This window comes from Myxococcus sp. CA040A (assembly GCF_013336725.1).
GTDB classification, from domain to species: domain Bacteria; phylum Myxococcota; class Myxococcia; order Myxococcales; family Myxococcaceae; genus Myxococcus; species Myxococcus llanfairpwllgwyngyllgogerychwyrndrobwllllantysiliogogogochensis.
In genome coordinates this window covers 39,486-65,108 of the sequence record NZ_JABUMR010000015.1, presented here as the reverse complement: position 1 = coordinate 65,108, position 25,623 = coordinate 39,486, and the positions used below count along the sequence as shown (strand labels likewise).

Sequence of the window (25,623 nt, the reverse complement as noted above, 5' to 3'; positions counted from 1 at the left end):
CCATCCAGCGGGCTCGATCCTCCGGTGCCGCACCATGGACGCCAAACGACTTGAAGCGCTCTTGCACCAACTCCTGCGCATCGCCGCGCTCGGATGGGTAGGCGGCGAGTGTCTCACCGCTCCCATGCGGGACCAGCCCAGGGGAATGAACCTCGCCATCCTCGGATGGACGATGGACGCTCCCTTCGTGCCGGCGTAGGGTCCGCGCCCGTTCCCCCCTTTCTCCCGAGTGAGAAACCCATGGTCTCGGCCATCTTCAATCCGGCCCGCTGGACGCCCGTCGAGGGCCACAAGTTCAAGGACATCACCTTCCACCGCGCGGTGGACCAGGGCACGGTGCGCATCGCGTTCAACCGCCCCGAGGTGCGCAACGCCTTCCGTCCCCGCACCGTCGACGAACTGTCCAAGGCGCTGGAGGCCACGCGCTTCATGACGGACGTGGGCTGCGTGCTCATCACCGGCAACGGCCCGTCCCCCAAGGACGGCGGCTGGGCGTTCTGCTCGGGCGGAGACCAGCGCATCCGCGGCAAGGACGGCTACAAGTACGAGGGAGAGGAAGGCGAGTCCGACCCGGCGCGCCTCGGACGGCTGCACATCCTGGAAGTCCAGCGGCAGATCCGCTTCCTCCCCAAGGCGGTCATCGCCGTGGTGCCGGGGTGGGCCGTGGGCGGTGGACACAGCCTGCATGTCGTCTGCGACATGACCATCGCGAGCCAGGAGCACGCGGTGTTCAAGCAGACCGACGCGGACGTGGCCAGCTTCGATGGTGGCTATGGCTCGGCGCTGCTGGCGCGGCAGATTGGCCAGAAGCGGGCGCGCGAAATCTTCTTCGTGGGCGCGAACTACTCGGCGCAGGAGGCCTTCCAGATGGGAATGGTCAACGCCGTGGTGCCCCACGAGAAGCTGGAGGACTTCGCGCTGGAGTGGGCGGCGGAGATCAACACCAAGAGCCCCACCGCCATCAAGATGCTGAAGTACGCCTTCAACCTGCCCGACGACGGTCTGGTGGGGCAGCAGCTCTTCGCGGGCGAGGCCACGCGCCTGGCCTACGGCACCGAAGAGGCCCAGGAAGGCCGCGACGCCTTCGTGCAGAAGCGCAAGCGCGACTTCAAGCGCTTCCCCTGGAGCTACTGAGTCACGCTTCGTCTTGTGTGACTCGGCCCGCTTCGGAGACACCCCGGAGCGGGCCGTTCAAATGCTTCAGATGCCTACACGGTGAAGACCACCGACGGCGCGGAGCGCTTCGCCGGGCCATGGTAGACGGCTTCGATGTTGTTGCCGTCCGGGTCCAGCACGAAGGCCGCGTAGTAGCCCGGGTGGTAGGGCCGCTCACCTGGGCCGCCGTTGTCCTTCCCACCGGCCGCCAGCGCGACCTCGTAGATGCGCTTCACCATCTCCTGGTCCTTCGCCTGGAAGGCCAGATGGACGCCGCGTCCACTCGGCGCACCGGGGTCCGCGGTGCTGACGAACAGCTCGTCCGCGAAGAAGTTGTCGGGGCCATGCGAGCCCAGCGGGATGCCCAACACTTCGAGAATGGCCTGATAGAACCGCTTGCTCGCCGCCAGGTCCTTGGCGCGGAGGTGGACGTGGTCGAGCATCCGGCCTCTGTGAAATTCCATGGTGCTCCTCGCGGAAATGTGCGCCCCTGAGGGGGTACGCGTGGAGGCGCGAGGCTGCCATGAAACCCCATTTCCTGACCTTCTTTTGCGAGCTGGCTCCGGAGCCACTTCGCGAACTGTTCAACACCGAAGGCGTCATCGACGATCTCCAGGCGATGCGCGCCGGCGTGAGCCTGGGACTCCTGGACTTGAGCCCCGAGCGCGCCGATGTGGTGCGCCGCCTGAACCGCGCGGGCATCCCCGTCACGGCGTGGCTCCTGCTCCCTCCGGAGCAGGGCTACTGGTTCCACGCGGGCAACGTGCTGCAAGCGCGTGCGCGCTACGAAGCCTTCAGGACGTGGACGGACGACGAGAAGCTCGAGTGGGCCGGCGTGGGGTTGGACATCGAGCCCGATATCCAGGAGCTGCGCAGGTGGGCCGAAGCGCCGCTGCGGAGTCTTCCTGGGATGCTCTCGCGGCTCATCCTCCGAGGAGGTCGCTCCCGCGAGGCGAGGGCGGGCTACCACGCGCTGGTGGAGCGCATCCGCGTGGATGGCTACCGCGTGGACGCGTACCAGTTCCCCTTCATCGTGGATGAGCGCCAGGCGCGCTCCTCCGTGCTGCGGCGCGTGGCGGGTCTGGTGGACGTGCCCGCGGACCGGGAGGTGCTGATGCTCTACACCAGCTTCGTGCGTCCCCGAGGCGCCGCGCTCCTGTGGAGCTACGCGCCAGGCACGGGCTCGCTCGCGGTGGGCAGCACGGGGGGCGGCGTGGAGCTGCCAGGGGTCCTCTCGGCGCCGCCGCTGGACTGGACGGAGCTGTCGCGCGACTTGCGGCTCGCGGTGCGCTGGACGCATGACCTGCACGTCTTCAGCCTGGAGGGCTGCGTGAAGCAGGGCTTCCTGTCGAGACTGCGCGTGTTCGACTGGGACGCTCCCGTGGACCCTCCCTGGGTGGAGTCGCGGCGCGTGGACGCGGTGCGCCGGGCCGCGCGCGGTGTGCTCCACGCGTCGGGTCGGTTGCTGCGCTGACAGGGGAGGGGGCGCACGCAGTGTCGGGGTGGGTGTGGAAGTCACCTCGCGTCATGGTGCCTTGGATGACGTGAAGGGTTGACGCTCGAAACGCGCGGCAGTGTCATGCGCCCCGATTCCCCGAGCTGTTGCCCCGCCCTGCTCGGGAAGGGAACGACATGACCGACCTCCCCCAGACGTCGAAGCTCCTCGGCGTGCTGCTGTTGTCCGCGAGCCTGCTCCAGGCCGCGCCCGCCGTGGCCGCCTCCCCCGTCAAGTCCTCGGCGGTGCCGAACGGAAACTTCGAGGTGGCCGGAGGGTCCTCCTCGGTGCCCGCGTTCTGGCGCTCGCAGGGACCTGGCAAGGTGGCCTCCAGCGCCGAGGGCAAGGCGGAGGGCTCGCGCGGCCTGCTCATCGAGAGCCCTCAGGGCGGTGGCGAGACCACCGTCGAGTCCGAGAACCTCCAGCTCCAGGTGGGCCAGCTCTACCGGCTCAGCGCCTGGGTGCGGACCAAGGGCGTCCAGGTCGACCCCCAGGCCCGCTATCCCACGGCCCACGGCGCCTGCTTCTCGATGAAGAGCTTCCCCTTCACCAACTGCGCACCCGCCCCGGGCGGTGAGGCCGGCACCCGCGCCTCCGTCCTCTTCTTCGCCACCCAGTCCTCGGACCGCGTGCAGCTCCACCTGGGCCGCAACGGCAAGGCCACCGGCTCCGTCTGGTATGACGATGTCCGCCTGGAGCCCGTGGAGGACATCACCGCGTATGTCCCGATGGAGTCCGTGCGCTGGGCGGGCAAGGGCTTCCGCTATGACGACGGCGGGTGGATCTACGTCCACATCGAGGGCGAGCCCTACGAGCGCGGCGTCCAGTTCGGTGAGCTGACCTCGCAGGAAATCGTCCGGTACATGGAGAAGCTCGGCATCCAGAAGGACAAGACGGATGCGGCCAAGGGATGGAGCCACCAGCGGCTGCTCGCGGACTCGCTCTTCCTGCGCAAGTTCGACGCCGAGTACCTGGAGGAGATGAAGGGCATCGCCGACGGCGCGAACAAGGCCGGCGCGAAGTTCAAGGATCGCGAGCTGGACGTGCTCGACATCGTCACGCTCAACACCGCCGTGGACGCGGGCCAACTGGAGGAGGCCAACCGCGCCACCTCCACCTCGCTGTCCGGCCGCACCTTCCTCAAGGCCGACGAGGAGGCCGAGCGCGGAGGCAAGGGCGACCACTGCTCCTCCTTCGTCGCCACCAAGTCCGCGACGAAGGACGGCCGCGCCATCATCGGGCAGATTTTCATGTGGAACGGCTACACCGGCGTCCACTGGGACGTGGTGCTGGACGTGCAGCCCACCCGGGGCCACCGCTTCGTGATGCAGACCTTCCCGGGCGGCATCCACAGCGGCGCGGACTGGTTCATCAACTCCGCGGGCATTGTCATCGGCGAGACGACGGTGGGGCAGACGCCTTTCGACCTGAATGGCTCCCCGCAGAGCAACCGCATCCGCAAGGCGGCGCAGTACGCGTCCTCCATCGATGACGTCGCGCGCATCATGAAGGACAACAACAACGGCCTGTACACCAACGACTGGACGCTCGCGGACACGAAGACGGACGAGGGCGCCTGTCTGTTGCTCGGCACGAAGAAGACGCGGCTGTGGCGCACCGGCAGCAAGGGCAACACCTCCGACACGCCGGGCAACCTCAAGGACTTCATCTGGGCGAACAACAACAACCGCGACTTGGAGGTCCGCAAGGAGTCCGTCTCCAGCCCGGACAACGCGCCCGCGGACCTGGCCTTCAATACCTGGAACCGCGACATCGCCTTCTGGGAGTACTACGCGAAGTTCGGCAAGAAGGGGTTCGACCTGGACTCCGCCACGCGGATGATGGCCTCCAGCCCCATCAACCGCCCGCACGCGTGCGACGGCAAGGTGACCACGTCGGAGATGGCCGAGAAGCTGATGTTCCTGGCCCACTACGGCAAGACGACGCTGCGCGAGAAGATGATTGGCAGCCGCTTCATGCCGGACCTTCCCGGCGCCACGCCGCACCTGTCGCTGGGCTACACGACGTTCAGCCCCATCTACGTCGCCGCCAAATTGAAGGAGGCGCGCAAGACGTGGAAGGCGCCCGAGGAGCCCCAGGCCGCCAAGCGGGACTTCTCCCGGGTGAAGGACGCGGTCGGCTTCGACAAGTCGCTCCTGTGGGCCAACACCCTGTTCCCCGCGTCGGACGGGGAGAACTGGCTCATCAGCGGCACGTCCGCGTACTGGAAGCTCTTGCGCGACGTGTCGGCCCACGAGGACAAGCAGGACAAGGCCTTCGACGCGCAGCGCGACGTGCTCGCGGACCTGAATGACCGCTACCTCTTCACCACCTCGCGCGAGGCGGACGTGCTGCCCGCCTCCGTCAAGACGGAGTACGGCCGCTATGGCACCTATCTGGTGCCGCGCATCAAGGGCACCTTCGCGCTGCACCAGCTGCGCCTGCTGTTGGGCAACGCGGACTTCTCCAAGGTGATGAACGCCGTCCACGCGCGCTACGCGAACAAGGACATCTCCACCGCGGACTTCAAGCGCACCGCGCAGGAGGCGGTGGGCAAGGACGTGGGCTCCTTCGTCGGCCAGTGGCTGGAGCGCACCGGCCTGCCGCAGCCGCGCTTCCGCGCCACCGCCGCGCAGGTGAAGGACGGCTATGAGGTGACGCTCAAGGTGGAGCAGCCCGGCCCGAAGCCCTGGCACTTCGTCACGCTGGTGGAGGTGCACACGGCGAAGGGCTCCACGCTGGAGCGCGTGGAGGTGAAGGGCACCGCGAGCGAGACGTTCGTCCTGCGCACCAAGGAGGCGCCCGTGCGCGTCGTCTTCAACGCGGGCAATGACCTTCCGGTGCCGCGCGAGCGCTACCAGGTCCTGGCCAACCAGACGGATGCCTGGGAGAAGCTGCTCATGGTGCACGGCACCGCCCGGCAGACGGAGTCCATGCGCACGCTGGTGCTGGGCTACCGCGAGTCGCTGGCGGATGTCTTCACCGAGCGGCTGGTCCCCGTGGCGCCGGACTTCGAGGTGACGGACGCGCAGCTGGCGGATCGCGACCTGGTCGTCTTCGGCGGGGCGGAGGACAACGCGCTGCTTGCCCGGCTGGCCCAGGAGAAGAAGCTCCCCGTGGAGCTGGGCCGCCGCTTCTTCCGCTGGCAGGGCAAGACGTATGGCCGCCCGGATGACGGCATCGCCCTGGCCCTGCCCAACCCCTGGAACCCCAAGCGCGCCCTGTACCTCTTCGTCGCCAACAGCGGCATCCAACTGTGGCACATGACGCGGACCTACCAGCGCAACCTCCAGGGCTGGGCCCTGTTCCGGAACGGCGACGTGACGACGAAGGGCTTCCATGACCTGGAGGCCCTGTCGCAGGACGTGACGGTGACGCCGGCTCCCGCGCCCGTCGCGCCCCCGGTGCCCGCCCCCGCCACCTCGGTGCCCGCGCCCGTCATGGGCCAGCGCTGAGCGCCTGAGGCGGGAGTGGGCGCTCGCGGCCTCGCCTCCTGAACGGGGGCGGGGCCGGAAACGGCTGTTTCCACGAAATTGCAGCCAGGGCGGGGGACTCCCTGAGGAATAGGGCGGGCGCGCGGGTGTTTTTCCTGCCTGCCCGGATGGACGACGACCACTCGGGTCCGGCAGCATCCCCCGTCCCTTTTTCCTCTCGGAACCTCATGAGCCCCAAGAAGTCCATTGCCCACCGAGCCTGGGCGACCAGTGCCCTCGGAACCCTGTTGCTGACCGGCTGCGCCAGCGCGCCGCAGCCCGCGCCCACCGAGGCAACTCCGCCTCCCGCCGCCTCCGCGTCCACGCCCGCGCCCGTCGCGGAGGCCGTGTCGGAGGAGGCGGTTCGCGCGCTCGGCGTCGAGCTGAAGAACCTGGACCGAGGCATCCGTCCCCAGGATGACTTCTACCGGTTCGTCAACGGGACCTGGCTGAAGAACACGCCCATCCCCGCGGACCGCGCCCGCTATGGCTCGTTCATCGAGCTGGCGGACAAGTCCGAGCTGGCCCTGCGCGCCATCATCGAGGAGTCCGCCACCGCGAAGGAGCGCGCGCCGGGCTCCACCGCGCAGAAGGTGGGCGACCTGTACAACAGCTTCATGGACACCGAGCGCATCGAGTCGCTCGGCGTGAAGCCGATTGCCCAGGAGCTCGCGCGGGTGAAGGGCCTGAAGGACAAGGCGCAGCTGCCGGAGCTGTTCGCGGAGCTCCAGCGCAGCGGCATCCAGACGCCCTTCGCCTTCTTCGTGGGCCAGGACCAGAAGCAGGCCACGCGCTACATCGCGTACGTCAGCCAGAGCGGCCTGGGCCTGCCGGACCGGGACTACTATTCCAAGCAGGAGCCGCGCTTCATCGAGATTCGCGCCGCCTACGTGGCGTACATCGAGAAGCTCTTCACGCTGGCTGGTGAGAAGGACGCGAAGAAGGCGGCCGAGGCCATCCTCGCGCTCGAGACGACGCTGGCCGACAAGAGCTGGGACCGGGTGAAGAGCCGGGACCGCGAGGCCACCTACAACCTCAAGAGCGTCAAGGAGGCGGAGGCGCTCACGCCCGGCTTCTCGTGGACGCGCTTCTTCAAGGCCGCGGGTGCCCAGGCGACGCCCGCCGTCATCGTCCGTCAGCCGACGTACTTCGAGGCCCTGGCGGGTCTCGTCAAGACGACGCCGCTGCCCGTGCTCAAGCAGTACCTGACGTTCAAGGTGCTGGCCGGCCGCGCGCCGATGCTGTCGAGCCCCTTCGAGCAGGCCTCGTTCGAGTTCTACGGCAAGACGCTGCAGGGCCTTCAGGAGAACCGTCCGCGCTGGAAGCGCGGCGTGTCGGCGGTGGAGGACTCGCTGGGCGAGGCCGTGGGCCAGCTCTACGTGGAGCGCCACTTCAGCCCCGCGTCGAAGCAGCGCATGGTGGAGCTGGTCAACAACCTGCGTGAGGCCTTCCGTCAGGGCATCGACGGGCTGGACTGGATGAGCGCCGAGACGAAGGCGCAGGCCCAGGCGAAGCTGTCCAAGTTCAACGTGAAGATCGGCTACCCGGACAAGTGGCGGGACTACTCGCGCCTGGAGATCGTCGCGGGCGACCTGCTGGGCAACGTCCGTCGCGGTGAGGCATTCGACTTCCAGCGGATGGTGGACAAGCTGGGCAAGCCCATCGACCGCGAGGAGTGGGGCATGCCGCCGCAGATGGTGAATGCCTACTACAGCTCCACGATGAACGAGATTGTCTTCCCGGCCGCCATCCTCCAGCCGCCGTTCTTCAACCCGGACGCGGACGACGCGACGAACTACGGCGCCATCGGCGCGGTGATTGGCCACGAAATCAGCCACGGCTTCGATGACCAGGGCAGCCGCTCGGATGGCGACGGCAACCTGCGCAACTGGTGGACGGAGAAGGACCAGGCCGGCTTCAAGCAGCGCACGTCCGTGCTGGTGGCCCAGTACGCTGGCTTCAGCCCGCTGGAGTCGATGAACGTCAACGGCGAGCTGACCCTGGGCGAGAACATCGGCGACCTGAGCGGCCTCGCGGTCGCCTACAAGGCGTACAACATGTCCCTCCAGGGCAAGGCGGCGCCGTCCATCGCCGGCTTCACCGGCCCCCAGCGCTTCTTCCTCGGCTGGGCGCAGGTCTGGCGTGGCCTGTACCGCGACGACGCCATGCGGCAGATGCTGCTCACCGACACCCACTCGCCGCCGCAGTACCGCGTCAACGGCGTGGTGCGGAACATGGCGGAGTTCTACGAGGCGTTCGGCGTGAAGGAAGGCGACGCCGGCTGGCTCGCCCCCGAGAAGCGCGTGAAGATCTGGTAGCTCCCTGACGATCCCACCGTCCGACGTGGGCGGTGGGACAGGGTGGGGCGCTTGCTCGGCCCCACCCTGAAGGGCCCCATGAGGCCGCCTGGACAGGGCCTCTGGGATGTTTACGCTGGGGCACCCCGTCACCGAGGTTCCTCGCGTGAGCTCCCTGTTGCTTCGACTGGTCTGTGGTCTGTTGTTCTCCGCGCTGGTGTTGGGGGCTGTCGTTCATCCTCCCGACAACCTCACGCAAGGATTGGGGATGATGCTCCCCGCGAGCATGCTGCTGGGCGTGGCCCTCAAGGGCCCCCGTCGCGGCATCATCCCGAAGAAGAAGGTCCCCGTGGCCGTGCCGGTGGAAGAAGCGCCGCCGCGCGCGTGAGGGCGCCCCGCGTCACGCCTCTTTCGCAAGGGTTTTCCGCAATGGTCCCTTGAGGGCTCGTCCTGGGACGAGGTTCTCGGGACGCAGGGGCGTGGTCGGTGGGCCTCGTCTCGTGGCGGGAATGAGCCACCAGGGGAGGGCGGGTGTCGTCTAACGGGGCAAGCGAGGTGCATCTGCGCGCGCCCGCATCCCTGGACGCACCACACCCCTGAAGGTACACCCATGATTGTCAGCAGTCTGTTGACGCTCTGTCTTCTGGCGGCGCCGCCGCGATTGATCGCGGACCTCAACCCCGAACCACGAACGAACGCCACGAATGCGCGCGTGCTCGCCATGTCGGGCGACACCGTCTTCTTCGCGTTGAGCACGCAGGCGGGCAACGAGCTGTGGGCCGCGAACACGGCCGAAGGCCGATCCTGGTTGGTCAAGGACATCCATCCCGGACTGAGCTCATCGACCCCCGATTTCGTCGCCATGCTGGGAGGCAAGCTCCTCTTCCGAGCGGATGACGGCGTTCACGGCGAGGAACTCTGGACGACCGATGGAACGCCCGCGGGCACCCAGCTCTTGTTGGACATCCGGCCCGGTGGCGCGAGCCCGGAGCTTCGTGGCGCGTATGTCTGGGGCACGTCGCTCTACTTCATGGCGAATGATGGTGTGCACGGCATCGAGCCTTGGATGACCGACGGCACTCCGGAGGGGACCCGCCTCATCGCGGATACGACCCCCGGCGCGCAGGGACTCTCCGACAGAGCCATTGGCCTCGTCGAGTTCGATGGCGCGCTCTACCTCGGTTCGTACAACGAGCTGTGGAGGACGGATGGGACCGCCGCCGGAACCTGGCGCGTCTACGCGGTCGACCAGTCCTCGCATCCCCGCGTGGTCCGACCGTTCGTCACCGTGGGGAAGCTCTGGTTCTCCTCGGGGTACTCCGCGAACCCGGTCAGCGATCGCTACGTGACGGATGGCACCACCGCGGGCACCCGGTTCGTCACGACCTCGTCCGGGGGGCCGAACCTGGTGGTGGGTGGACGGACGCTGTTCAGCACCTCGTCGGGAAGCAATGGCACCTTCACCCTCTCGTTGAAGGCGTCGAATGGCACCTCCGGTGGCACCCAGGTGATTGCCTCCATCTTGTCCTCGAGCACGTCCACGTGGATTCACGCCGTGAACCCGAGCGGGACGCTGGGGTCCTTCGTGGTCCCCGTCGGCACGGGCTCCGCGCTCTGGCGCACCGACGGCACCTCGGCGGGAACGCGCTCGGCGCAGTCGCTTGTGCGGATGGGAGGGGTGGTGGGTTGGCTGGGAGGGGAGTTTGTCTATGTCGCCGCCGACTCGACGGGTCCCGCGCTGTTCGCCTGGAATGGCACGGCGGCGCCTCGCGTGGTGCGGCGCTTCGCCGAGCTTCCCACGAACATCCTGAGCGCCCAGGTCGGAGGGCTGTTCTACTTCACCGCGAGCGACGGACTGACGGGTCAGGAACTCTGGGTCTCGGACGGCACGGAGCAGGGGACGGTGATGGTGGCCGACCTCAGCCCGGGCGCGGACGGCACGGTGCTCGCCGCCCTCCATCCCGGCGCGGGACAGTTGCTGTTCACTGGCACGCCGCAAGGGGGAGCCGTCTCGCTGTGGCGGACGGATGGGTCCGTCGCGGGCACGTCACGCGTGTCCACTGGGAGTCCGGACGCGGTCGTGTCGTCGTCCACGGCGATGGTGGCGTTCACCGAGGAGGAGGGCGAGGCCTTATTCCGTGTCTTTCCCGAGGGGGCGCCGGAGCGGCCCGTGACGAGGGTCTGGACCGTGCCCAACAGGAGCTCGGCTCCCGGGAGCTGGACCCTGAATGGGGATGGGACGTCCGTGTACTTCAGCGCGAGCCCGACCGATCAGCATATCGAGCTGCTGCGCACCGATGGCACGAGTCCGGGCACGCACGTTCTGCTCAGCGTGTTCTCGGTCAGCACCCCGGAGTTCTACAAGCTCGAGCAGATGGGCGACACGCTCGTCTTCCACGACAGGTACACCTTGTATGCCAACCGAGGTGTGCGCAACCAAACGGTGTACCTCACCAATGCCACCAGCATCGCCCGGTTGGGCTCCAAGGTCATCGTGGGCCGAAGCAAGAGCCCTTCGGGTCATGAGCTGGCGGTGAGCGACGGAACGGTGAACGGGACGTCCGCGCTGCAGACCCTGAGTAGCTCCCCGTCCGACTTCGTCACCTCCGGAGCGCGGGTCTATTTCCGCCAGTACAGCTCCACCGCGAGCGCCTATCACCTGTACCGCACGGATGGGACGCTCAACGCGGGAGGGGTGGCGCGGATGGCGACGTTCACCGCCAGCCGCCCGGTCGCCTATGGCAACAAGGTGGCGTTCATCGCCGACACCACCTCGCTCGCCGCGAGCGACGGGACGGCCGCGGGGACGACGCTGGTGTCGGGGACGGAGAACACGTCGCCGAACGACCTTCACGGCGTGGGGCCGTGGCTGTTCTTCACCGCCCGGGATGCCACGAATGGGCGTGAGGTGTGGGTGCTCGATGAGGCCGGGGCTCGCCGGTTGGGTGACTTCGAGCCCGGGGCCGCGGACACGCGGCTGCTGGCCGCCACGCGGCAGTCCGGAGGGGCGGTCCTGCTCATCCAGACGGGGGCGGGCCGCGAGCTGGTGAGGACGAACGGCACTCCCGAGGGCACCACGCGACTGGGCGCCGTCCATGGCACGACGTGGCTGACGACCCTCGAGGACACGGTGTTCCTGGACTGTGATCCGGATGGGCTCGTGGGGCTGGAGCTGTGCTCGCTGCCCGCAGGCGCGACCGCGCCCCTCCTGGTCGCCGACTTCTCACCGGGCCTGATGCCCTCGTCGCCGTCCGCGCCCGTGTACGTCGCGGGCTCTCTGCTCGTCGCTGCGAGCCATCCCGACGTCGGCCGCGAGCCGTTCGCGGTGGATGTGGATGTCACGCCGCCGGTCATCAAGCCGACCGTGACGGGGACTCTCGGGAAGAACGGCTTCTATGTGAGTGATGTCACCCTCACCTGGTCCGTCACGGACACGGACACCCCCGTGAGCAATACGAGCGGCTGTGACAGCGTGGTCTTGACGGTGGACACGCTGGGGCAGGTGTTCACCTGCTCCGCCACCTCCGAGGGCGGCACGGCCGTCGAGCGCGTGACACTCCCGCGCGACACCTCGCCCCCCGTGGTGACGTGTCCGGGGCAGGTGCAGGGCACGGAGGCAACGCCCGTCGAGTTCTCCGTGACGGCCACCGACGCGGTGGACCCGGCTCCCGTGGTGGTCACCACCCCGCCTTCGGGCGCGGTCTTCCCGACAGGCTTCACCGTTGTCGAGGCCTCGGCGACGGACCGCGCCGGTCACCGCTCCTTCTGCCAGTTCTCGGTGCTCGTCTCCGAGCAGCCTGCTCCTGATGCCGGTCCCAACGACGCTGGGCCCGTGGACGGCGGTGGCCTCGTGGACGGCGGTCCGGGCGACGGCGGCTCGGGTGGGTCGGCTGATGCCGGGCGAGACGCAGGCGGAACGGTGGACGCAGGCGTCACGCCGATGCCACCCGCCGTCGAGTCCTCCTCCTGTGGCTGCGGAGGTGGTGGCGGGCAGCTCCTCTTCGGGCTCACGCTCCTGCTGCTCCCCGCGCTCTCCCGGCGGCGGCGCTGAACTCCCTCCGATGAGAGGTCCCGCGCGTGGCGGTGTGAGTCACGCGCGGGGGAGGGAACTCGCCGGCTCGTTCCGCCACTCCATCTCGATATCCGCGCGCTCGTAGCCCGTCTCGCGCGACACTTCGCCTCCCAGGCGCGTCGTCACGAAGCCGTGCTTGCGATACAGCCCGAGCGCGGGCGCGAGCGCGCCGCCGGTGTTCGCACCTCGGCCGGCATGGCGTGCCCTCAGCCCTTCTTCGCGGAGGGCTTGTTGAGGTGGGCGAAGAAGTCGTTGCCCTTGTCGTCCACCACGATGAAGGCCGGGAAGTCGACCACTTCAATCTTCCACACGGCCTCCATGCCCAGCTCCTCGTACTCCAGCACCTCCACTTTGGTGATGCAGTCCTTGGCCAGCCGGGCCGCCGGGCCGCCAATGGAGCCCAGGTAGAAGCCGCCGTGCTTCTTGCACGCGTCGGTGACGGCCTGGGAGCGGTTGCCCTTGGCCAGCATCACGAAGCTGCCGCCCTCCGCCTGGAACTGGTCCACGTACGCGTCCATGCGGCCGGCCGTCGTCGGACCGAACGAGCCGGAGGCATACCCTTCCGGCGTCTTCGCCGGGCCCGCGTAGTAGACCATGCGGTCCTTCAGGTACTGCGGCATGCCCTCGCCCCGGTCCAACCGCTCCTTGAGCTTCGCGTGGGCGATGTCGCGCGCCACCACCATGGGGCCGGTGAGCGACACGCGCGTCTTGATGGGGTAGCGCGACAGCTCCGCGCGCAGCTCGTTCATCGGACGGTTGAGGTCCAGCTTCACCACCTCGCCGGCCAGGTCCGCCTCTGTCGTCTCCGGCAGGTACTTCGCCGGGTCCGCCTCCAACTGCTCCAGGAAGACACCGTCGCGCGTAATCTTGCCGAGCACCTGCCGGTCCGCCGAACACGACACGGCGATGGCCACCGGGCACGAGGCGCCGTGGCGCGGCAGCCGGATGACGCGCACGTCGTGGCAGAAGTACTTGCCGCCGAACTGGGCGCCAATGCCCATGCGCTGCGTGAGCTTCAGCACCTCCTGCTCCAGCGCCACGTCGCGGAAGCCCCGGCCCAGCGCGTTGCCCTCGGTGGGCAGCGTGTCCAGGTAGCGCGCGGAGGCGTACTTGGCCGTCTTCAGCGCGAACTCCGCGGACGTGCCGCCCACGACGATGGCCAGGTGGTACGGAGGACACGCCGCGGTGCCCAGCGAGCGGATCTTCGCGTCGAGGAAGGCCAGGAGGCTCGTCGGGTTGAGCAGCGCCTTGGTCTCCTGGAACAGATAGCTCTTGTTGGCCGAGCCGCCGCCCTTGGCCATGAACAGGAACTTGTAGGCGTCGCCGCCCGTCGCGTAGAGCTCGATCTGCGCGGGCAGGTTGTTGCCGGTGTTGGCCTCCTTGTACATGTCCAGCGCCGCCATCTGCGAGTAGCGCAGGTTGGACGTGCGATACGTCTCGAAGACGCCGCGGGAGAGGGCCTCCTCGTCATGGCCGTCGGTGAGGACGTGCTGGCCCTTCTTGCCCATGATGATGGCGGTGCCCGTGTCCTGGCAGGACGGCAGCACGCCACCGGCGGCGATGTTCGCGTTCTTCAGCAGCTCCAGCGCGACGAAGCGGTCATTCGCGGACGCCTCCGGGTCCTGGAGGATCTTCGAAAGCTGGCCCAGGTGGCCGGGGCGCAGGAGGTGCGCGATGTCCCGCATGGCCTCCCGGGTCAGCAGGGTGAGCGCTTCGGGGGCGACCTGGAGGAAGGTGCGTCCGCCGGCCTCGAAGGTGGAGACGTGGTCCTTCGTGAGCAATCGGTAGGGCGTCTCGTCCTTGCCCAGCGGGAGCATTTCCTGGAACTGGAAGTCGTTCATCGCGCGCGCCTCTTCGGGGGAGTCTTCGGCGCCCAGGAGTAGCGCCCTTGGCGGCGGGATGGGAGCCAAAAACGTGGACCGGGCCACACCCCAGGCCCCTGTCCGGCCGGGACCTGGAGTGAGGGGAGGGGGGCCGACGGTCGGCTGGTGGTCAGCCCGCCCGGCTGACAACTCGCGGCAGGCCCAGGTTGTGCGATGCTGTGGACCCCCGTGGCTTATTCCTCCGTACAAGCACTGTGGCTCTGCATCCTGGCCCTCGTCGGCGCCACGGCTCGCGCGGCTGAACCGTCCACCGTCGAGCAGCGGGCCCGCGAGGACCTGGACCGTCAGCTCCAGGCCCTGGTCAAGACGCCTCCTCCAGAGGTCGTCATCACCTACGAAGGGCTCCCGGGCGCGGGAACCGCGCGGGCCTACAAGCTGCTGGAGGTGGACTTCATCCTCAACGGCCAACCCCTCGCGGTACCGGGGCTGGACGTCATCTCCGGCCCGGGCATCCATCGCCTCGCGTCGCTGAAGGTGGAGGAGGGCTCCTACACGCTGGTGTCGCGCGTCACCTATACGAACAACGACGCGTGGAACCTCTTCAGCGAGGAGAGCGGCTTCCTCTGGAAGATGACGGCCTCCGTCACGTTCCAGGCGCAGAAGGGGCTGCGGATGCGGGTGAAGGTGATTCCCGGCATCAACCCCACCGCGCCCGACCCTCGGCTGAAGCTGAAGCTGTCGCACGATGTATCGGCGGAGATGACCGCGCCGCTCGCGGACGCCACGCTGGTGGAAGGCCAGGACGCGGGTGCGCCGCCCATCGCCGTGGCGCAGGTGACGCCGCCTGTCACCGCGCCGCCCGTGACGGCGCCTCCTGTCACCGCGCCGCCAGTCGCGGGGACGAAGCCCCGGGAATCTCCGGAGCAGGGCCCGGTGGCGCCGGGGCGGCTGCTGCTGAAGGTGCTCGCGGGCAAGAAGCCCGTGGCCGCCACGGCGTATGTCCGGGGCAAGGGCGCGCCGCAGCAGGTCCTCCTCGACAAGAACGCGCGCAAGCCGGTGCCGGTGATGCTGCCCCCGGGTGAGTACACGGTGGATGTGCTCTCCAAGGGGTTCCTGGCCCAGACGCGTCAGGTGAAGGTGAGCCGCGATCGCGAGGCCTCGGTGGCCTTCGTGCTGGCGCCCGCGCCCGCTCAGAAGGCGAAGCAGCCGCAGGTGAAGAACGAGCGCGTGGAGCTGCCCAAGCCCCCGCGCTTCGCGGAGAAGCAGGCCGCGCCGCGCAAGGACTCCACGGAGGGCCTGGCCCTGCTGGTGGACCTGCTGGTGCGGGACGAGACGCTGCGGCTGCGCCTGGAGGGACACACGGACAACCGCGAGGCTCCGGCGACGGCGCGACAGGCGCTCTCCGAGTCGCGCGCCAAGGCCGTGGCGGACCTGCTGGTGAAGGCGGGCCTGAGCCCGTCGCGCATCGACGCCTCCGGCCTGGGCGATACCCGTCCCAAGGCCCCCAACCTGATTCCGCGCGGGCGCGAGCTGAACCGCCGCGTGGACATCCTGCTGGTGAAGGGCAAGTAGCGCCCCCCGCCTCCTCGGGGCTCCTGACGTGTGCTTGGATGGGCCCCTTTTCAGGGGGAGCGTCCATGTCGTCCCAGGAGCCGGTGAAGAACGCGTATCTCGACCAGGTGCGGGAGCAGCAGCAGCGCCTGGAGGTGGACCTGCGGGCCCGCAAGCAGATGGTGGGCGGCATCGCCATGGCTGCGGCGAGCGCGTCCCGCCCGGCGTCGCCCGGAGGAGGGGGCGGAGGAGGAGGAGGTGGTGGTGCGAGCCCGGGGAATGCGGTGGACGTGCGCATCACCGGCTTCTGGCGCTGGAAGACGGTCGTCGTCCCGCCCAATGCCTACGTGGTGCAGACGCGCCGTGGGCATGCGCAGCCGCTGACGCTCGGCCTGGGGGTGTCGTTCGCCTATGACCCCTCGAAGGACTCGTTCCTGGTGGTGCCGGGCGCGATGCAGACCATCCTCATCAACGCGCACTGCATCTGCCGCGAGCTGCAGGGCCTGTTGGTGCAGGGCTACGTGCAGTGGATCATCGAGGACTTCGGCACGGCCTACCGCAAGCTGGACTTCACCGACGTGGAGGACCCGATGCGCGTGGTGAACGTGCAGCTGCGCGAGCAGGCGGAGGCGGCCATCAAGGACAAGGTGGCCACCATGAGCATCGACGCGGTGCTGTCCGACAAGCAGCCCATCATCGAGGAACTCACGGCCCGGTTGCGGCACGTGGCGGAGGGCGGCGGAGGCACCGACAAGGGCCTGGGGCTGCGCATCGTCACGGTGCAAATCAAGGAGGCCGTGGTCAGCTCCGCGCGCCTGTGGGAGAGCCTCCAGACGCCGTTCCGCGCCGAGCAGGAGCGCATCGCCCGGCTGGCGTCGTTGGGGAAGGAGGAGTCGCTGGCCCAGCGTGAGCTGGAGGTGGAGCAGACGCGCGAGCGCATGCAACTGGAGAGCGATGGCGAGCTGTCCGCGCTCCGGGCGAGCAAGGACGCGCAGGCGTACGACCGCGAGCAGTCCGAGCGGCAGCGGCGACAGCATCGCGAGGAAGAGGACGCGCGCAAGCTGGCCACGGAGCGGCAGCAGACGGTGCTCCAGGCCGCGGAGCTGGAGAAGGCCCGGCTGGCAGGTGAGGCGGAGCTGGCGCGACTGCACCAGGAGGTGGAGGCGGCAAGGCTCAAGCGCACCGCGCTGGCGAGCACGGACGCTCACGACGTGGAGCGCGCCGCGGCCAACCGTCAGGCCCGGGTCGAGCTGGAGCACCTGGAGCTGCGCCAGCAGATCCTCAACGGGCTGAGTGCGTCCAACGTGCAGGCGCGGCTGGTGGAGTTGCTGCCCGCCATCGCGGAGAAGCTGCCGCAGCCTCGCGAGCTGCGCTCGGTGTCCATCGGCGGCGCCGGCGGCGCGCAGGACGGCCAGGGACTGACCACCCTGGTGGCCCAGATGATGGCCCTGGTGAATGTCTTGAAGACGGAGCCGCCCGCGTCTCCGCCGCCTGGTGCCCCCACCCCCACGCCGGAAGAAGAGCACCCCACGCCGGATTGAAGTTCAGCCCCCCGGCTCCCAGGTCACCTTCCAGATTTGCTATTATTTCTGGTTGGGCGGCTTTGGGAGCCGTCAAAGGGGGAGTCATGCGCAGTGTCCGTTTCGTGGGGTTGTGTCTCGGAGTGTCCGTCCTGCTCTCGGCATGCGGGAGCGTCGAACAGGAGCCGGCAGGTGCGCCGGCAGGCACCTCCGATGCGGCCTTCGAGGAGTTCAAGTCGAGGGCATACCGGGAGCCCGACTCGAACGTCTATGTCGTGCCGCCGGACCTGGCGTTCGACGGCGACACGGCGCTGCGCGCGTACCACGACCGTTACGTGCGACGGGACGGACTGGGGACTCGCGAGGACGCGCTGGCCGTGGGGTGCCCCAATGGCGTCCTCGTCATGTGGGGCGCCACGGCGGTGCGCGACTTGCGGTACTGCGTCAGCAGGTCTTTCGGCACGCGCCAGGCCGACGTCATCGCGGCGATGAGCAGCGCGGCGAAGGCGTGGGAAGCCGTGGCGGGCGTGAACTTCATCCACGAGAGCTCGCTCGACGGGGCCTGCATCGCCTCTCAGGAGGGCGTCGTCTTCGACATCCGTCCGGTCAACACGGGCGGCCAGTATCTGGCCCGCGCGTTCTTCCCGAATGCGGCCCGCTCCGCGCGGAGCCTGCTCATCGACAACACCGCGTTCGGGAACATCGCCCCTTTGACGCTCAGGGGCCTCCTGCGGCACGAGCTGGGGCATGTGCTGGGCTTCGTGCATGAGCCGGGCAGCGTGCTCTGTCCGCGGACCACGGGCACGTGCATGCTGACGGAGACCCCGGATCCCAACTCGGTGATGGTCAATTACTCGTGCGGTGTGACGGCGGGAGACCTGGTGTTGAGCGCCCAGGACGAGACGGCGGTGGGGTTCCTGTATCCGCTCTGACGTGCCGGGCCCTTCGCGTGGTCATCGTCCCGCGCGAGGGGCCTTCGTCGCGGGTGTCACGACATAGGCACCCGTCTTCGCGACGACCGAGGTGCGAGGCACCTGTCGGCTCTCCTCGAAGAGGGTGTACGCGGGCTGGAGGCTCTTCCAGAACGACACCAGCGAGGTGTCCGCGCCTGCCTGCTTCTCCAGCGCCGCCATCCCCGCCGCGTCGAGCCTGCGCGGGAAGATGTGGATGGGCGCGTCCCGCTTCGTCCGGGCGCGCGTGTCCAGCGCCATGAGGTAGAGTTCCTCGATGGGGCCATCCTCGATGGCGATGCACCCAATGCTCACGCAGTTGCCATGCACGAAGATGTTGCCGCCCAGCCGGACGCCCGGCTTCTGGTGGTGCTTGTCCGCCGTGTTGGGATAGCTGACCCGCACGGAGAGGTGGAAGTTGCTCACCGGGTTGAAGAGGTCGAGCGTGTAGAACCCTTCCGGGACCTGGAGGTCGCCCTCGCGACGCTTGGGCCCCAGCTCTCCCGAGGCGGCGCAGAAGGGGTACGTCTTCACCTTCACCAGCGGACCCTCCTTGGGCCCCGCCCAGATCTCCAGCTCCTTTTCGTGCTTGAAGGCCCGGACATAGAGCTGGTCCGTGGGCCAGGGTGTCCCGGCGGTGGCGAAGAGGGCCGTGACGTCCTTCATCCGCGAGGCGCGAGCGGTGGCGACGCGGTCCCCTGCGTGGGCGCTCAGGGAGAGAAAGGCGCCAAGGAGGCCGGCGACGAGTGCGAGGGAGGTCTTCATCGCGCGTTGGACTCCGCCGGGTCGCTCACGGTTCCACGGTATGTCGTTCCCTGCGAAGAGGCCGCCAGCGGTAGGCACACTCCGTGAGGTGGAGGACCGAGTCCAGGCGCGCTCCCGGGGCGAGAGGGCCCTCCTCGAAGTATTCGCAGTACAGCTCCACCGGGGTGCAGAAGCGGGCGTTCCATGGGGCGCGGTCGATGGTGAGCACGTAGACGAAGTCGCCCGAAACACCGAGCGCGTCGTAGCACTCGACCAGCGGCTCGTGCAGATCCTCCAGTCCCGTCCACACGCTGCCCTGGGGCGGGTGTGTCTGGGGCCGGGTGTCGAACACGCCGACGAGGCGCCCTCCGGGAAAGGCCGCCTCCGGGTCCGCCGCGACGGTGAGCAGCTCACCCTCGCGAGCCATCACCATGTGCGCCTCGCCGAACTCGTGGAAGCGGAACTCGTCCAGCGCATTGCCCACGCGGCGCATCACCGGGTCATTCGTCTCGCTGCGCACGAAGTAGCCGCCGCGTCGCCACTCACCGCGCGCGTTGCGATAGCGCACCGCCGCCCGATAGCTCACCTGGTAGAAGCACACGCCCAGCAGGGGAGACACGCCCTGGGGACGCATGTCGCGCAGGGACGACATCAGCACCTGCACCCACGCGGTGCCGCGATGGATTTCTGGAACGAGCGGCGCGGGCAACAGGCGCGCGAGTCGCTCCGCGTCCACCGCGTAGTTGAGTGAGACGGCCTCCACCCAGTGCGTCTGCACCTGGGTGAGCCAGGGCACGGATGGGCACTCCTCCATGCCGGGGGGACTGGGGCTCGGGTCCTGGCTGCCCGCGAGGAGCAGGTGGGCCTCGCGCAGGGCCTCGTGTCCCAACGGCGTAGGGACCCAGCGGCGTCGCTCCTCGCGAGCCAGGCCCGCCAGGGCAATCGCGCGCAGCGCCGACGCGGGGTCCGTCACTCCAGCCACCGCGAGGCGCGAGTGAAGCTCCAGCTCGTCCAGCCCCCACGGCTCGGTTGCGAGGGCCACCAGTGCGGCGAGCGACTCCGGCTTCATACCAGCCGGGCCTCGGGCGTCCGGGCCGCGAGCCTGCGCAAGCGGGCGCGGTGGAGCGCGAGCCCTCCGCCGAACTGCACCGCGAACCAGAGCGCGGCCAGCAGGCTGAAGCCGTGCTCTGGCAAGCGCGTCATCACCAGGGAGACGACCGCGAAGAAGGCCGCCACCGTGAACCACACCCGGCCCATCAGCGCACCCATCATCGAGAAGGCGGTGGCGAACAACACACAGGCCACCGCGGGCATGAACAGCCGGTCCAGGCCGAGCAGCCAGTTGATGAGGGCCACCAGCCCCATGCCACCCATGAACGTGGTCCAGATGGCCCAGATCTGCCGCTCGACGAAGGAGCGCGCGCCCGCCGTCTGGCCGCGCTTGAGCAGGAAGATGCTGGAGATGTTGAAGGCCAGGATGGCGCTCCAGAGGACGACGTAGGCGCCGGGCGTCCGGTCTCCCCGATTCCAGAGCCACTGAGTGGCGGCGAAGCCCGCGGCGTTGGTGAAGGCATGGAGCATCCAGATGACGCCCCAGTTCTGGAGGGCCGAGTCGTCACGCGCCTGGGACACGACGCGGCGGATGAGCTCGAGGGCCTGGTTCGCTTCTTCGCGGTTCATCGTGGCGCGGAGTCTACGCGACCCCCGGCGAGGAAGGCGTCCCGTTCGCGGTCGGATTCCAGACCCGGTACGTCAGCCACGGTGTGGCGAAGCGAGGGAGCAGGCTTCAGTGCACGGGATGTCTCCACCTGGTGCATGAAAACCGACCATGCAGGTGAGGTGAGTGCGCGGCATGTACGGGTCACTGGAGGAGGGAAGCCCGACCGCGGGGGTGGGGAAGTGCCTGGCGCGTGAGGCGGGCATGTACCTTCGTGCAGGAATTCGGAGCGAAGGTTGGTCCGCATGGGATGGGACCCTCATGCAATGGTGGCTGACTCCTGCTCGTGTTACCTGCCAGCCCGCCTATGAAGACATCTTCGTTTTCCTTCTTGATTGCCAGCGTCGTCGCCGTGTCTCTCTCGGTGAGTGCCTTTGCTTGTTCCGGCGAAGATTCGTCGACGGACCCTGAAGACGGCGTGGGAGTGGAGGATGGTGGCGGGCTCGTGCGCGATGCTGGCGGAGAACCCGAGCGTGACGCCGGTGGCGAGCCCGAACGCGACGCTGGTGGAGAACCCGAACGTGACGCCGGTGGCGAGCCCGAACGCGACGCTGGTCGAGAGCCCGAGCGTGATGCTGGTGGAGAGCCCGAGCGCGATGCCGGTGGAGAGCCCGAACGTGACGCTGGCGGCGAACCGGAGCGCGATGCTGGTGGCGAACCTGCGCGCGACGCTGGCCCTGGGACCTCGGATGGAGGCGACTCCGGCGTGGACGGTGGCAGTGGTCCTGACCCCGTGGATGCGGGCCGAGCCGATGCTGGGACGGATGGCGGTGCTTCGGATGGTGGCCTGGACGCAGGCCAGGATGCGGGGCCCGTCGAGGTGCCGACGGATGGCGGCACGGTCGTCACGGGCACGTTGTCCGGGACGCTGACGGCGGCGGGCTCACCCTACCGGGTCATCGGCAATGCCCAGGGCGTCGTCACGATTCCGAAGGGGCAGGTCCTCAAGGTGCAGCCCGGCGTCATCCTCGACTTCAAGGGGCGCCCGGAGGTGACGGAGGCCGATGTCGCGGCGGGTGCGCCGGACAGCGTGATGAACCACCAGAAGGGCCGCGTGGAAGTGCGTGTGTACGGCGGCATCCAGGTGAGTGGCACGGCGGACAAGCCCGTGCTGCTCACCTCGACGAACCCGTATGGCTGGTGGGGCATGAACTTCTATGGAGACAACTCCGTGGGAGAGGGACACCCCGTCTTCGACCACATGGTCTTCGAGAAGGTGCGCAAGAACGAATACAACGGCGACCGAGACTGGACGCGTGGCGCGCTGTGGGCCTACTACCCGGGGCCGGTGACGATTCGGAACTCCGTGTTCCGCGACAACGTGTCCGCGGCGAAGTGCGGCGCGCTGGACCTGATGTTCACCGTGGGCTCTCGCGTGGAGAGCACGCTGTTCGAAGGCAACCGCACGTCGGACATCGACCGCTTCGCTCAGGCGGGCACGTCCTCCATGGCGGGTGGCGGGGCGATGTGCGTGACGCACGGACGTGACTCCGTGGTGCGCGGCAACACCTTCCGGAACAACGGCCTGGAGGCGTTCCGGGGCAGTGTGTGGAGCGGCCTGACGGTGAGGCCCGTGCTCGCCTGGCCCAACTCACAGAACATCTACGACCTGGGCGGCGGCGCGGCCCTGCACTACTTCCAGCCGAACAACGACCTCATCGTGGACAACCTCTTCGAAGACAACTTCGTGACGAAGGGGCCCGCGGCGGCCATCTACGTGGAGGATGTTGGCACTCGCGGTGTCACCCTGCGACACAACCGCTTCCTGGACAACCAGGCAGGGGCGGGGGGCGTGGTGGTGTGCAACCGAGGCAGCGGCGCGGTGGAGCTGGTGGTCGAGAGCGACAACGTCTTCAGTGGGAACACGGTGAATGGCAACCCCGCGCCGAATGTGACGGGCGACTGCACCGTCGCCGCCCAGTAGTCGGCGCGAGTCCTACCTTGTCTCCACCCGGGGGCTCGAAGCCTCGAATAAAATGGCTCAGGCCGCGTCAGTAGGCCTGTACACACAAGCGAGCTTCGCGCTCACGAGGACCCCCCACCATGAACGCTTTTTCATCCGCCGTGCTCGCGGGACTTCTCTTCGCGGGAAGCGCGCAGGCCCAGTCCCGCTCCAACCAATGGGAGCGCGCGCAGGACCGTTACGAGGTGCATGAGGACCGCCGCGAGCTTCGCGACGACCGGAAGGACGTGGAGGAGCTGAAGGCCGTCCTGGCCCGCTTCGACAAGGCCTGGGCGCGTCGTGACACCCGAGAGATGGATGCCGTGGAAGGGCGCCTGCGCCAGCTTCTTCGCGCGGAGATGATGGAGAGCCGCACCGAGCTGTCGTCCTCGCAGAGGGAGGCCCAGCGCAGCCAGCGCGAGGTGCGCGCGGAGCAGTGGGAGGTCCGCGACGATGCCGCCTGGGGGCGCCGGGCCGCGTACGTCAACGACAAGCGGGACCTCCGCGATGACCGGCGGGATGCCCGGGATGACCGCCGCGATGTGAAGGCGGAGGCCGCCACGCTGCGCACTCGGCAGGTCATCGCCCGGGAGCTCGCGGAGCTGGAGGGCCGCCGGAATGGTGGCGCGCTGCACCGCAAGCGGGACCTCATCCAGGAGCTCATCCGGCTGGCGGAGCGCGAGGTCCGCGAGGGAAAGCAGGAGCTTCATGAGGACAATCGCGAGCGCCGTGAGGACCATCGCGAGCGCCGTGAGGACCGCCGCGACCACCGCCGCGGCTGAGTCGATACCGGGGGCGCCGCTCCGGCGATTCGCTCGCCGGGTGACACTTGCCGACGAGCGCCGCTGTCCGTGCTTCCGAATGCTCGCGGGCCGGCATTGACTGCCGCCCGTGGGAATCTGGTCGAAGAAGAGCCTCGCGAGGCTCCAGGACGAGGATGGCGCGGGGCATGAGCTGCACCGCACCCTCAATGGGTTCCAGCTGACGTTGCTGGGAATCGGGGCCATCATCGGCGCGGGCATCTTCGTCGTGACGGGGACGGCGGCGGCGCAGCACGCGGGGCCCGCCATCGTCCTGTCGTTCGTCCTGGCCGGGGTCGGCTGTCTCTTCGCGGGGCTGTGCTACGCGGAGTTCGCCTCGATGATTCCCGTTGCCGGCAGCGCGTACACGTACGGCTACGCCACGCTGGGCGAGCTGGTGGCGTGGATCATCGGCTGGGACCTGATGCTGGAGTACCTCTTCGCGTCCTCGGCCGTGGCGGTGGGGTGGTCCGGCTACTTGACGGCCTTCCTTCGCGACTACGTGGGGTGGCAGCTGCCGGCGGCCTTGGCGAATGCTCCGTTCGACACCGCGCCGGGCTCGCTCATCCCTCACGCCACCGGAGCGCTCATCAACCTTCCGGCGGTGCTGCTGGTGGGCGTGCTCACGGTGCTGCTCGTCGTCGGCATCCACGAGTCGGCGCGCGTCAACAACATCATCGTCTTCGTGAAGGTCGCCATCGTCCTGCTCGTCATCGTCTTCGGCGCCTTCCACGTCGAGCGAGAGCACTGGACGCCCTTCATCCCTCCCAACACCGGGCGCTTCGGAGAGTTTGGCTGGAGCGGGGTGCTGTCGGGAGCGGGCGTCATCTTCTTCGCGTACATCGGCTTCGACGCCGTCTCGACGGCCGCGCAGGAGACGAAGAACCCGTCGAAGGACCTGCCCACGGGAATCCTCGGCTCGCTCATCGTGTGCACGGTGCTCTACGTCCTGATGGCGGCGGTGATGACGGGCCTGGCGCCGTACCGCACGCTGAACGTGCCCGAGCCCGTGTACGTGGCCATCTCCGAGGGGGGCCCGGCCCTGCAATGGCTCCGTCCCATCGTCGGGGTGGGGGCCATCGCGGGACTGGCGTCCGTGGTGCTCGTCATGTTGATGGGGCAGCCGCGCATCTTCTTCGCCATGTCGCGCGACGGGTTGTTGCCACCGTTCTTCGGCCGCATCCATCCGCGCTTCCGCACGCCCTATGTGTCCACGCTCATCACCGGAGCCGTGTCCATGGTGGTGGCGGGGCTGTTTCCCATCGGGTTGCTCGGGCACCTCGTCTCCATCGGAACGCTGTTCGCGTTCGTGGTCGTCTGCGCCGGCATCCTGGTGTTGCGCTACACGCGGCCGGATCTGCCCAGGCCCTTTCGGACGCCCTTCGTGCCCGTGGTCCCCATCCTGGGCATCCTCGTCTGCACGGCCCTGATGCTGGGCCTTGGCACGGAGACCTGGATACGCCTCATCCTCTGGCTCGCGCTGGGGTTGGTCATCTACTTCGGCTACGGCCGCAAGCACTCCCGCGTGGGGCAAGCGGAGGCGGCGGGGCGGACGGACTCGCGCTGAGCCAGAGGGTCGTCCGCGGCCTCAGTCGTGGAGGGCCACGGGCTTGAAGTGGATGCGCTCCGCTTCCGGGTGGACGAAGAACGGGCGCACGCGAATGCCGGTGTGCTCCTTCTGGAGCTGCTCGGCGGCGTGACGCAGATCCTGGACCTGCTGCTCCGCGATGAACTCCGGCCCCATCGTTCCGTGACGGGACTGGTAGTAGCCGCAGTTGGCGTGAGCGAGCAGGAGGACCTCCTCGATGTGGTGGCCGATGATGAGGAAGCGGGCCGCGCGGGTGATGGTGTCGCTCTCCAGATAGTCAGCCACCCAGCGGTTGAGGAGCGCGGGACCACCGGGGATGGTCAGCGTATCGATGCGCTCATGGCCCAGGTGGGTGGCGAGGTCCTCCACGGCATCCGTGAAGCGTCCATCCGAGCAATAGATGGCGAGCACCGTCGGATGGTGGTGCTCGTAGCGGTGGCGGGAGACGAACGGCTTCTCGTCGATCATGGCGGCACCCTAGCGGGTTTCACCTCCC

At 68.6% G+C, this 25,623-nt stretch carries 20 protein-coding genes; 14 read left to right on the top strand and 6 right to left on the bottom strand.

Annotated elements, in window-relative coordinates:
* Positions 1-34: 34 nt before the first annotated feature.
* On the top strand, positions 35-199 hold the full coding sequence (locus HUA75_RS42040; protein ID WP_174458938.1) for a hypothetical protein: 165 nt from the start codon (positions 35-37) through the stop codon (positions 197-199).
* A 41-nt stretch (positions 200-240) separates the two neighbouring features.
* Positions 241-1,134, top strand: a complete 894-nt coding sequence (locus HUA75_RS42035) for a 1,4-dihydroxy-2-naphthoyl-CoA synthase (RefSeq protein ID WP_141647648.1) — start codon at positions 241-243, stop codon at positions 1,132-1,134.
* Positions 1,135-1,208: 74 nt separating this feature from the next.
* On the opposite strand, the gene HUA75_RS42030 is transcribed toward HUA75_RS42035, so the two are convergent.
* Positions 1,209-1,619, bottom strand: a complete 411-nt coding sequence (locus tag HUA75_RS42030; RefSeq protein WP_174489639.1) for a VOC family protein — start codon at positions 1,617-1,619, stop codon at positions 1,209-1,211.
* Positions 1,620-1,678: 59 nt separating this feature from the next.
* On the opposite strand from HUA75_RS42030, the gene HUA75_RS42025 reads away from it, so the two are divergent.
* From HUA75_RS42025 to HUA75_RS42005, 5 genes are all read left to right on the top strand, one after another.
* Positions 1,679-2,629, top strand: coding sequence for a hypothetical protein (locus tag HUA75_RS42025; RefSeq protein ID WP_174462613.1), 951 nt, complete (start codon positions 1,679-1,681; stop codon positions 2,627-2,629).
* A gap of 158 nt (positions 2,630-2,787) precedes the next feature.
* Positions 2,788-6,105 (top strand): C45 family autoproteolytic acyltransferase/hydolase, encoded by a 3,318-nt coding sequence (locus tag HUA75_RS42020; RefSeq protein ID WP_174489638.1) that lies wholly within the window; start codon positions 2,788-2,790, stop codon positions 6,103-6,105.
* A gap of 206 nt (positions 6,106-6,311) precedes the next feature.
* Entirely contained in the window at positions 6,312-8,441 is a 2,130-nt protein-coding gene (locus tag HUA75_RS42015) for a M13 family metallopeptidase (RefSeq protein ID WP_174489637.1), read from the top strand.
* A gap of 145 nt (positions 8,442-8,586) precedes the next feature.
* Positions 8,587-8,808, top strand: a complete 222-nt coding sequence (locus tag HUA75_RS42010) for a hypothetical protein (RefSeq protein ID WP_141648779.1) — start codon at positions 8,587-8,589, stop codon at positions 8,806-8,808.
* A 222-nt stretch (positions 8,809-9,030) separates the two neighbouring features.
* Entirely contained in the window at positions 9,031-12,471 is a 3,441-nt protein-coding gene (locus HUA75_RS42005) for an HYR domain-containing protein (RefSeq protein ID WP_174489636.1), read from the top strand.
* 227 nt (positions 12,472-12,698) lie between these two features.
* Here the strand turns inward: HUA75_RS42005 and HUA75_RS42000 are convergent, their stop codons facing one another.
* The gene (locus HUA75_RS42000) at positions 12,699-14,333 is read right to left on the bottom strand and encodes a fumarate hydratase (RefSeq protein WP_174489635.1); all 1,635 of its coding nucleotides are present in this window, start codon (positions 14,331-14,333) and stop codon (positions 12,699-12,701) included.
* A 195-nt stretch (positions 14,334-14,528) separates the two neighbouring features.
* Between HUA75_RS42000 and HUA75_RS41995 the strand changes: the two genes are divergently transcribed.
* The 3 genes from HUA75_RS41995 to HUA75_RS41985 all read left to right on the top strand — a co-directional run bounded on the left by HUA75_RS41995 (position 14,529) and on the right by HUA75_RS41985 (position 18,318).
* Positions 14,529-15,887: an OmpA family protein gene (locus HUA75_RS41995; protein ID WP_174489634.1), complete on the top strand. Its 1,359-nt coding sequence runs from the start codon at positions 14,529-14,531 to the stop codon at positions 15,885-15,887.
* A gap of 65 nt (positions 15,888-15,952) precedes the next feature.
* Positions 15,953-17,407, top strand: coding sequence for an SPFH domain-containing protein (locus HUA75_RS41990; protein ID WP_254628058.1), 1,455 nt, complete (start codon positions 15,953-15,955; stop codon positions 17,405-17,407).
* Between the two features lie 86 nt (positions 17,408-17,493).
* A complete protein-coding gene (locus tag HUA75_RS41985) occupies positions 17,494-18,318 on the top strand; it encodes a matrixin family metalloprotease (protein WP_141646938.1) in 825 nt (274 codons plus the stop codon).
* Positions 18,319-18,339: 21 nt separating this feature from the next.
* Here HUA75_RS41985 and HUA75_RS41980 read toward each other — a convergent pair whose 3' ends face one another.
* Genes HUA75_RS41980 through HUA75_RS41970 form a run of 3 tightly spaced genes read right to left on the bottom strand, consistent with a single transcriptional unit; the run spans position 18,340 to position 20,760 of the window.
* Entirely contained in the window at positions 18,340-19,101 is a 762-nt protein-coding gene (locus tag HUA75_RS41980; RefSeq protein ID WP_174489632.1) for a murein L,D-transpeptidase family protein, read from the bottom strand.
* Between the two features lie 25 nt (positions 19,102-19,126).
* Entirely contained in the window at positions 19,127-20,149 is a 1,023-nt protein-coding gene (locus HUA75_RS41975) for a DUF2071 domain-containing protein (protein ID WP_174489631.1), read from the bottom strand.
* Positions 20,146-20,760, bottom strand: a complete 615-nt coding sequence (locus tag HUA75_RS41970) for a hypothetical protein (RefSeq protein WP_174462620.1) — start codon at positions 20,758-20,760, stop codon at positions 20,146-20,148. The genes HUA75_RS41975 and HUA75_RS41970 overlap by 4 nt, the downstream gene beginning before the upstream one ends.
* A 468-nt stretch (positions 20,761-21,228) precedes the next feature.
* Between HUA75_RS41970 and HUA75_RS47310 the strand changes: the two genes are divergently transcribed.
* The 4 genes from HUA75_RS47310 to HUA75_RS41955 all read left to right on the top strand — a co-directional run bounded on the left by HUA75_RS47310 (position 21,229) and on the right by HUA75_RS41955 (position 25,106).
* Positions 21,229-21,669, top strand: coding sequence for a hypothetical protein (locus tag HUA75_RS47310; RefSeq protein ID WP_254628057.1), 441 nt, complete (start codon positions 21,229-21,231; stop codon positions 21,667-21,669).
* Positions 21,618-22,721 carry a right-handed parallel beta-helix repeat-containing protein gene (locus HUA75_RS41965; RefSeq protein ID WP_371746317.1) on the top strand — a complete coding sequence of 368 codons (1,104 nt, stop codon included), beginning with the start codon at positions 21,618-21,620 and terminating at the stop codon, positions 22,719-22,721. Before HUA75_RS47310 ends, HUA75_RS41965 begins: the two co-directional genes overlap by 52 nt.
* A 119-nt stretch (positions 22,722-22,840) precedes the next feature.
* A complete protein-coding gene (locus tag HUA75_RS41960) occupies positions 22,841-23,521 on the top strand; it encodes a hypothetical protein (protein ID WP_174458949.1) in 681 nt (226 codons plus the stop codon).
* Positions 23,522-23,630: 109 nt separating this feature from the next.
* Positions 23,631-25,106, top strand: a complete 1,476-nt coding sequence (locus HUA75_RS41955; protein ID WP_141646932.1) for an amino acid permease — start codon at positions 23,631-23,633, stop codon at positions 25,104-25,106.
* A gap of 21 nt (positions 25,107-25,127) precedes the next feature.
* Here the strand turns inward: HUA75_RS41955 and HUA75_RS41950 are convergent, their stop codons facing one another.
* Positions 25,128-25,595 (bottom strand): carbonic anhydrase, encoded by a 468-nt coding sequence (locus tag HUA75_RS41950; protein ID WP_141646931.1) that lies wholly within the window; start codon positions 25,593-25,595, stop codon positions 25,128-25,130.
* Positions 25,596-25,623 lie beyond the last annotated feature (28 nt).

Excerpts from the sequence above, each read along its gene's own strand:
- HUA75_RS41950 (WP_141646931.1), bottom strand. The coding sequence starts at position 25,595 with ATGATCGACGAGAAGCCGTTCGTCTCCCGCCACCGCTACGAGCACCAC.
- HUA75_RS41960 (WP_174458949.1), top strand. The coding sequence starts at position 22,841 with ATGAACGCTTTTTCATCCGCCGTGCTCGCGGGACTTCTCTTCGCGGGA.
- HUA75_RS42005 (WP_174489636.1), top strand. The coding sequence starts at position 9,031 with ATGATTGTCAGCAGTCTGTTGACGCTCTGTCTTCTGGCGGCGCCGCCG.
- HUA75_RS41970 (WP_174462620.1), bottom strand. The coding sequence starts at position 20,760 with ATGAACCGCGAAGAAGCGAACCAGGCCCTCGAGCTCATCCGCCGCGTC.
- HUA75_RS41990 (WP_254628058.1), top strand. The coding sequence starts at position 15,953 with ATGTCGTCCCAGGAGCCGGTGAAGAACGCGTATCTCGACCAGGTGCGG.
- HUA75_RS42035 (WP_141647648.1), top strand. The coding sequence starts at position 241 with ATGGTCTCGGCCATCTTCAATCCGGCCCGCTGGACGCCCGTCGAGGGC.
- HUA75_RS42000 (WP_174489635.1), bottom strand. The coding sequence starts at position 14,333 with ATGAACGACTTCCAGTTCCAGGAAATGCTCCCGCTGGGCAAGGACGAG.
- HUA75_RS41995 (WP_174489634.1), top strand. The coding sequence starts at position 14,529 with ATGCTGTGGACCCCCGTGGCTTATTCCTCCGTACAAGCACTGTGGCTC.
- HUA75_RS42015 (WP_174489637.1), top strand. The coding sequence starts at position 6,312 with ATGAGCCCCAAGAAGTCCATTGCCCACCGAGCCTGGGCGACCAGTGCC.
- HUA75_RS42040 (WP_174458938.1), top strand. The coding sequence starts at position 35 with ATGGACGCCAAACGACTTGAAGCGCTCTTGCACCAACTCCTGCGCATC.
- HUA75_RS42025 (WP_174462613.1), top strand. The coding sequence starts at position 1,679 with ATGAAACCCCATTTCCTGACCTTCTTTTGCGAGCTGGCTCCGGAGCCA.
- HUA75_RS47310 (WP_254628057.1), top strand. The coding sequence starts at position 21,229 with ATGGTGGCGGGCTCGTGCGCGATGCTGGCGGAGAACCCGAGCGTGACG.
- HUA75_RS41985 (WP_141646938.1), top strand. The coding sequence starts at position 17,494 with ATGCGCAGTGTCCGTTTCGTGGGGTTGTGTCTCGGAGTGTCCGTCCTG.
- HUA75_RS42020 (WP_174489638.1), top strand. The coding sequence starts at position 2,788 with ATGACCGACCTCCCCCAGACGTCGAAGCTCCTCGGCGTGCTGCTGTTG.
- HUA75_RS41980 (WP_174489632.1), bottom strand. The coding sequence starts at position 19,101 with ATGAAGACCTCCCTCGCACTCGTCGCCGGCCTCCTTGGCGCCTTTCTC.
- HUA75_RS42030 (WP_174489639.1), bottom strand. The coding sequence starts at position 1,619 with ATGGAATTTCACAGAGGCCGGATGCTCGACCACGTCCACCTCCGCGCC.
- HUA75_RS41975 (WP_174489631.1), bottom strand. The coding sequence starts at position 20,149 with ATGAAGCCGGAGTCGCTCGCCGCACTGGTGGCCCTCGCAACCGAGCCG.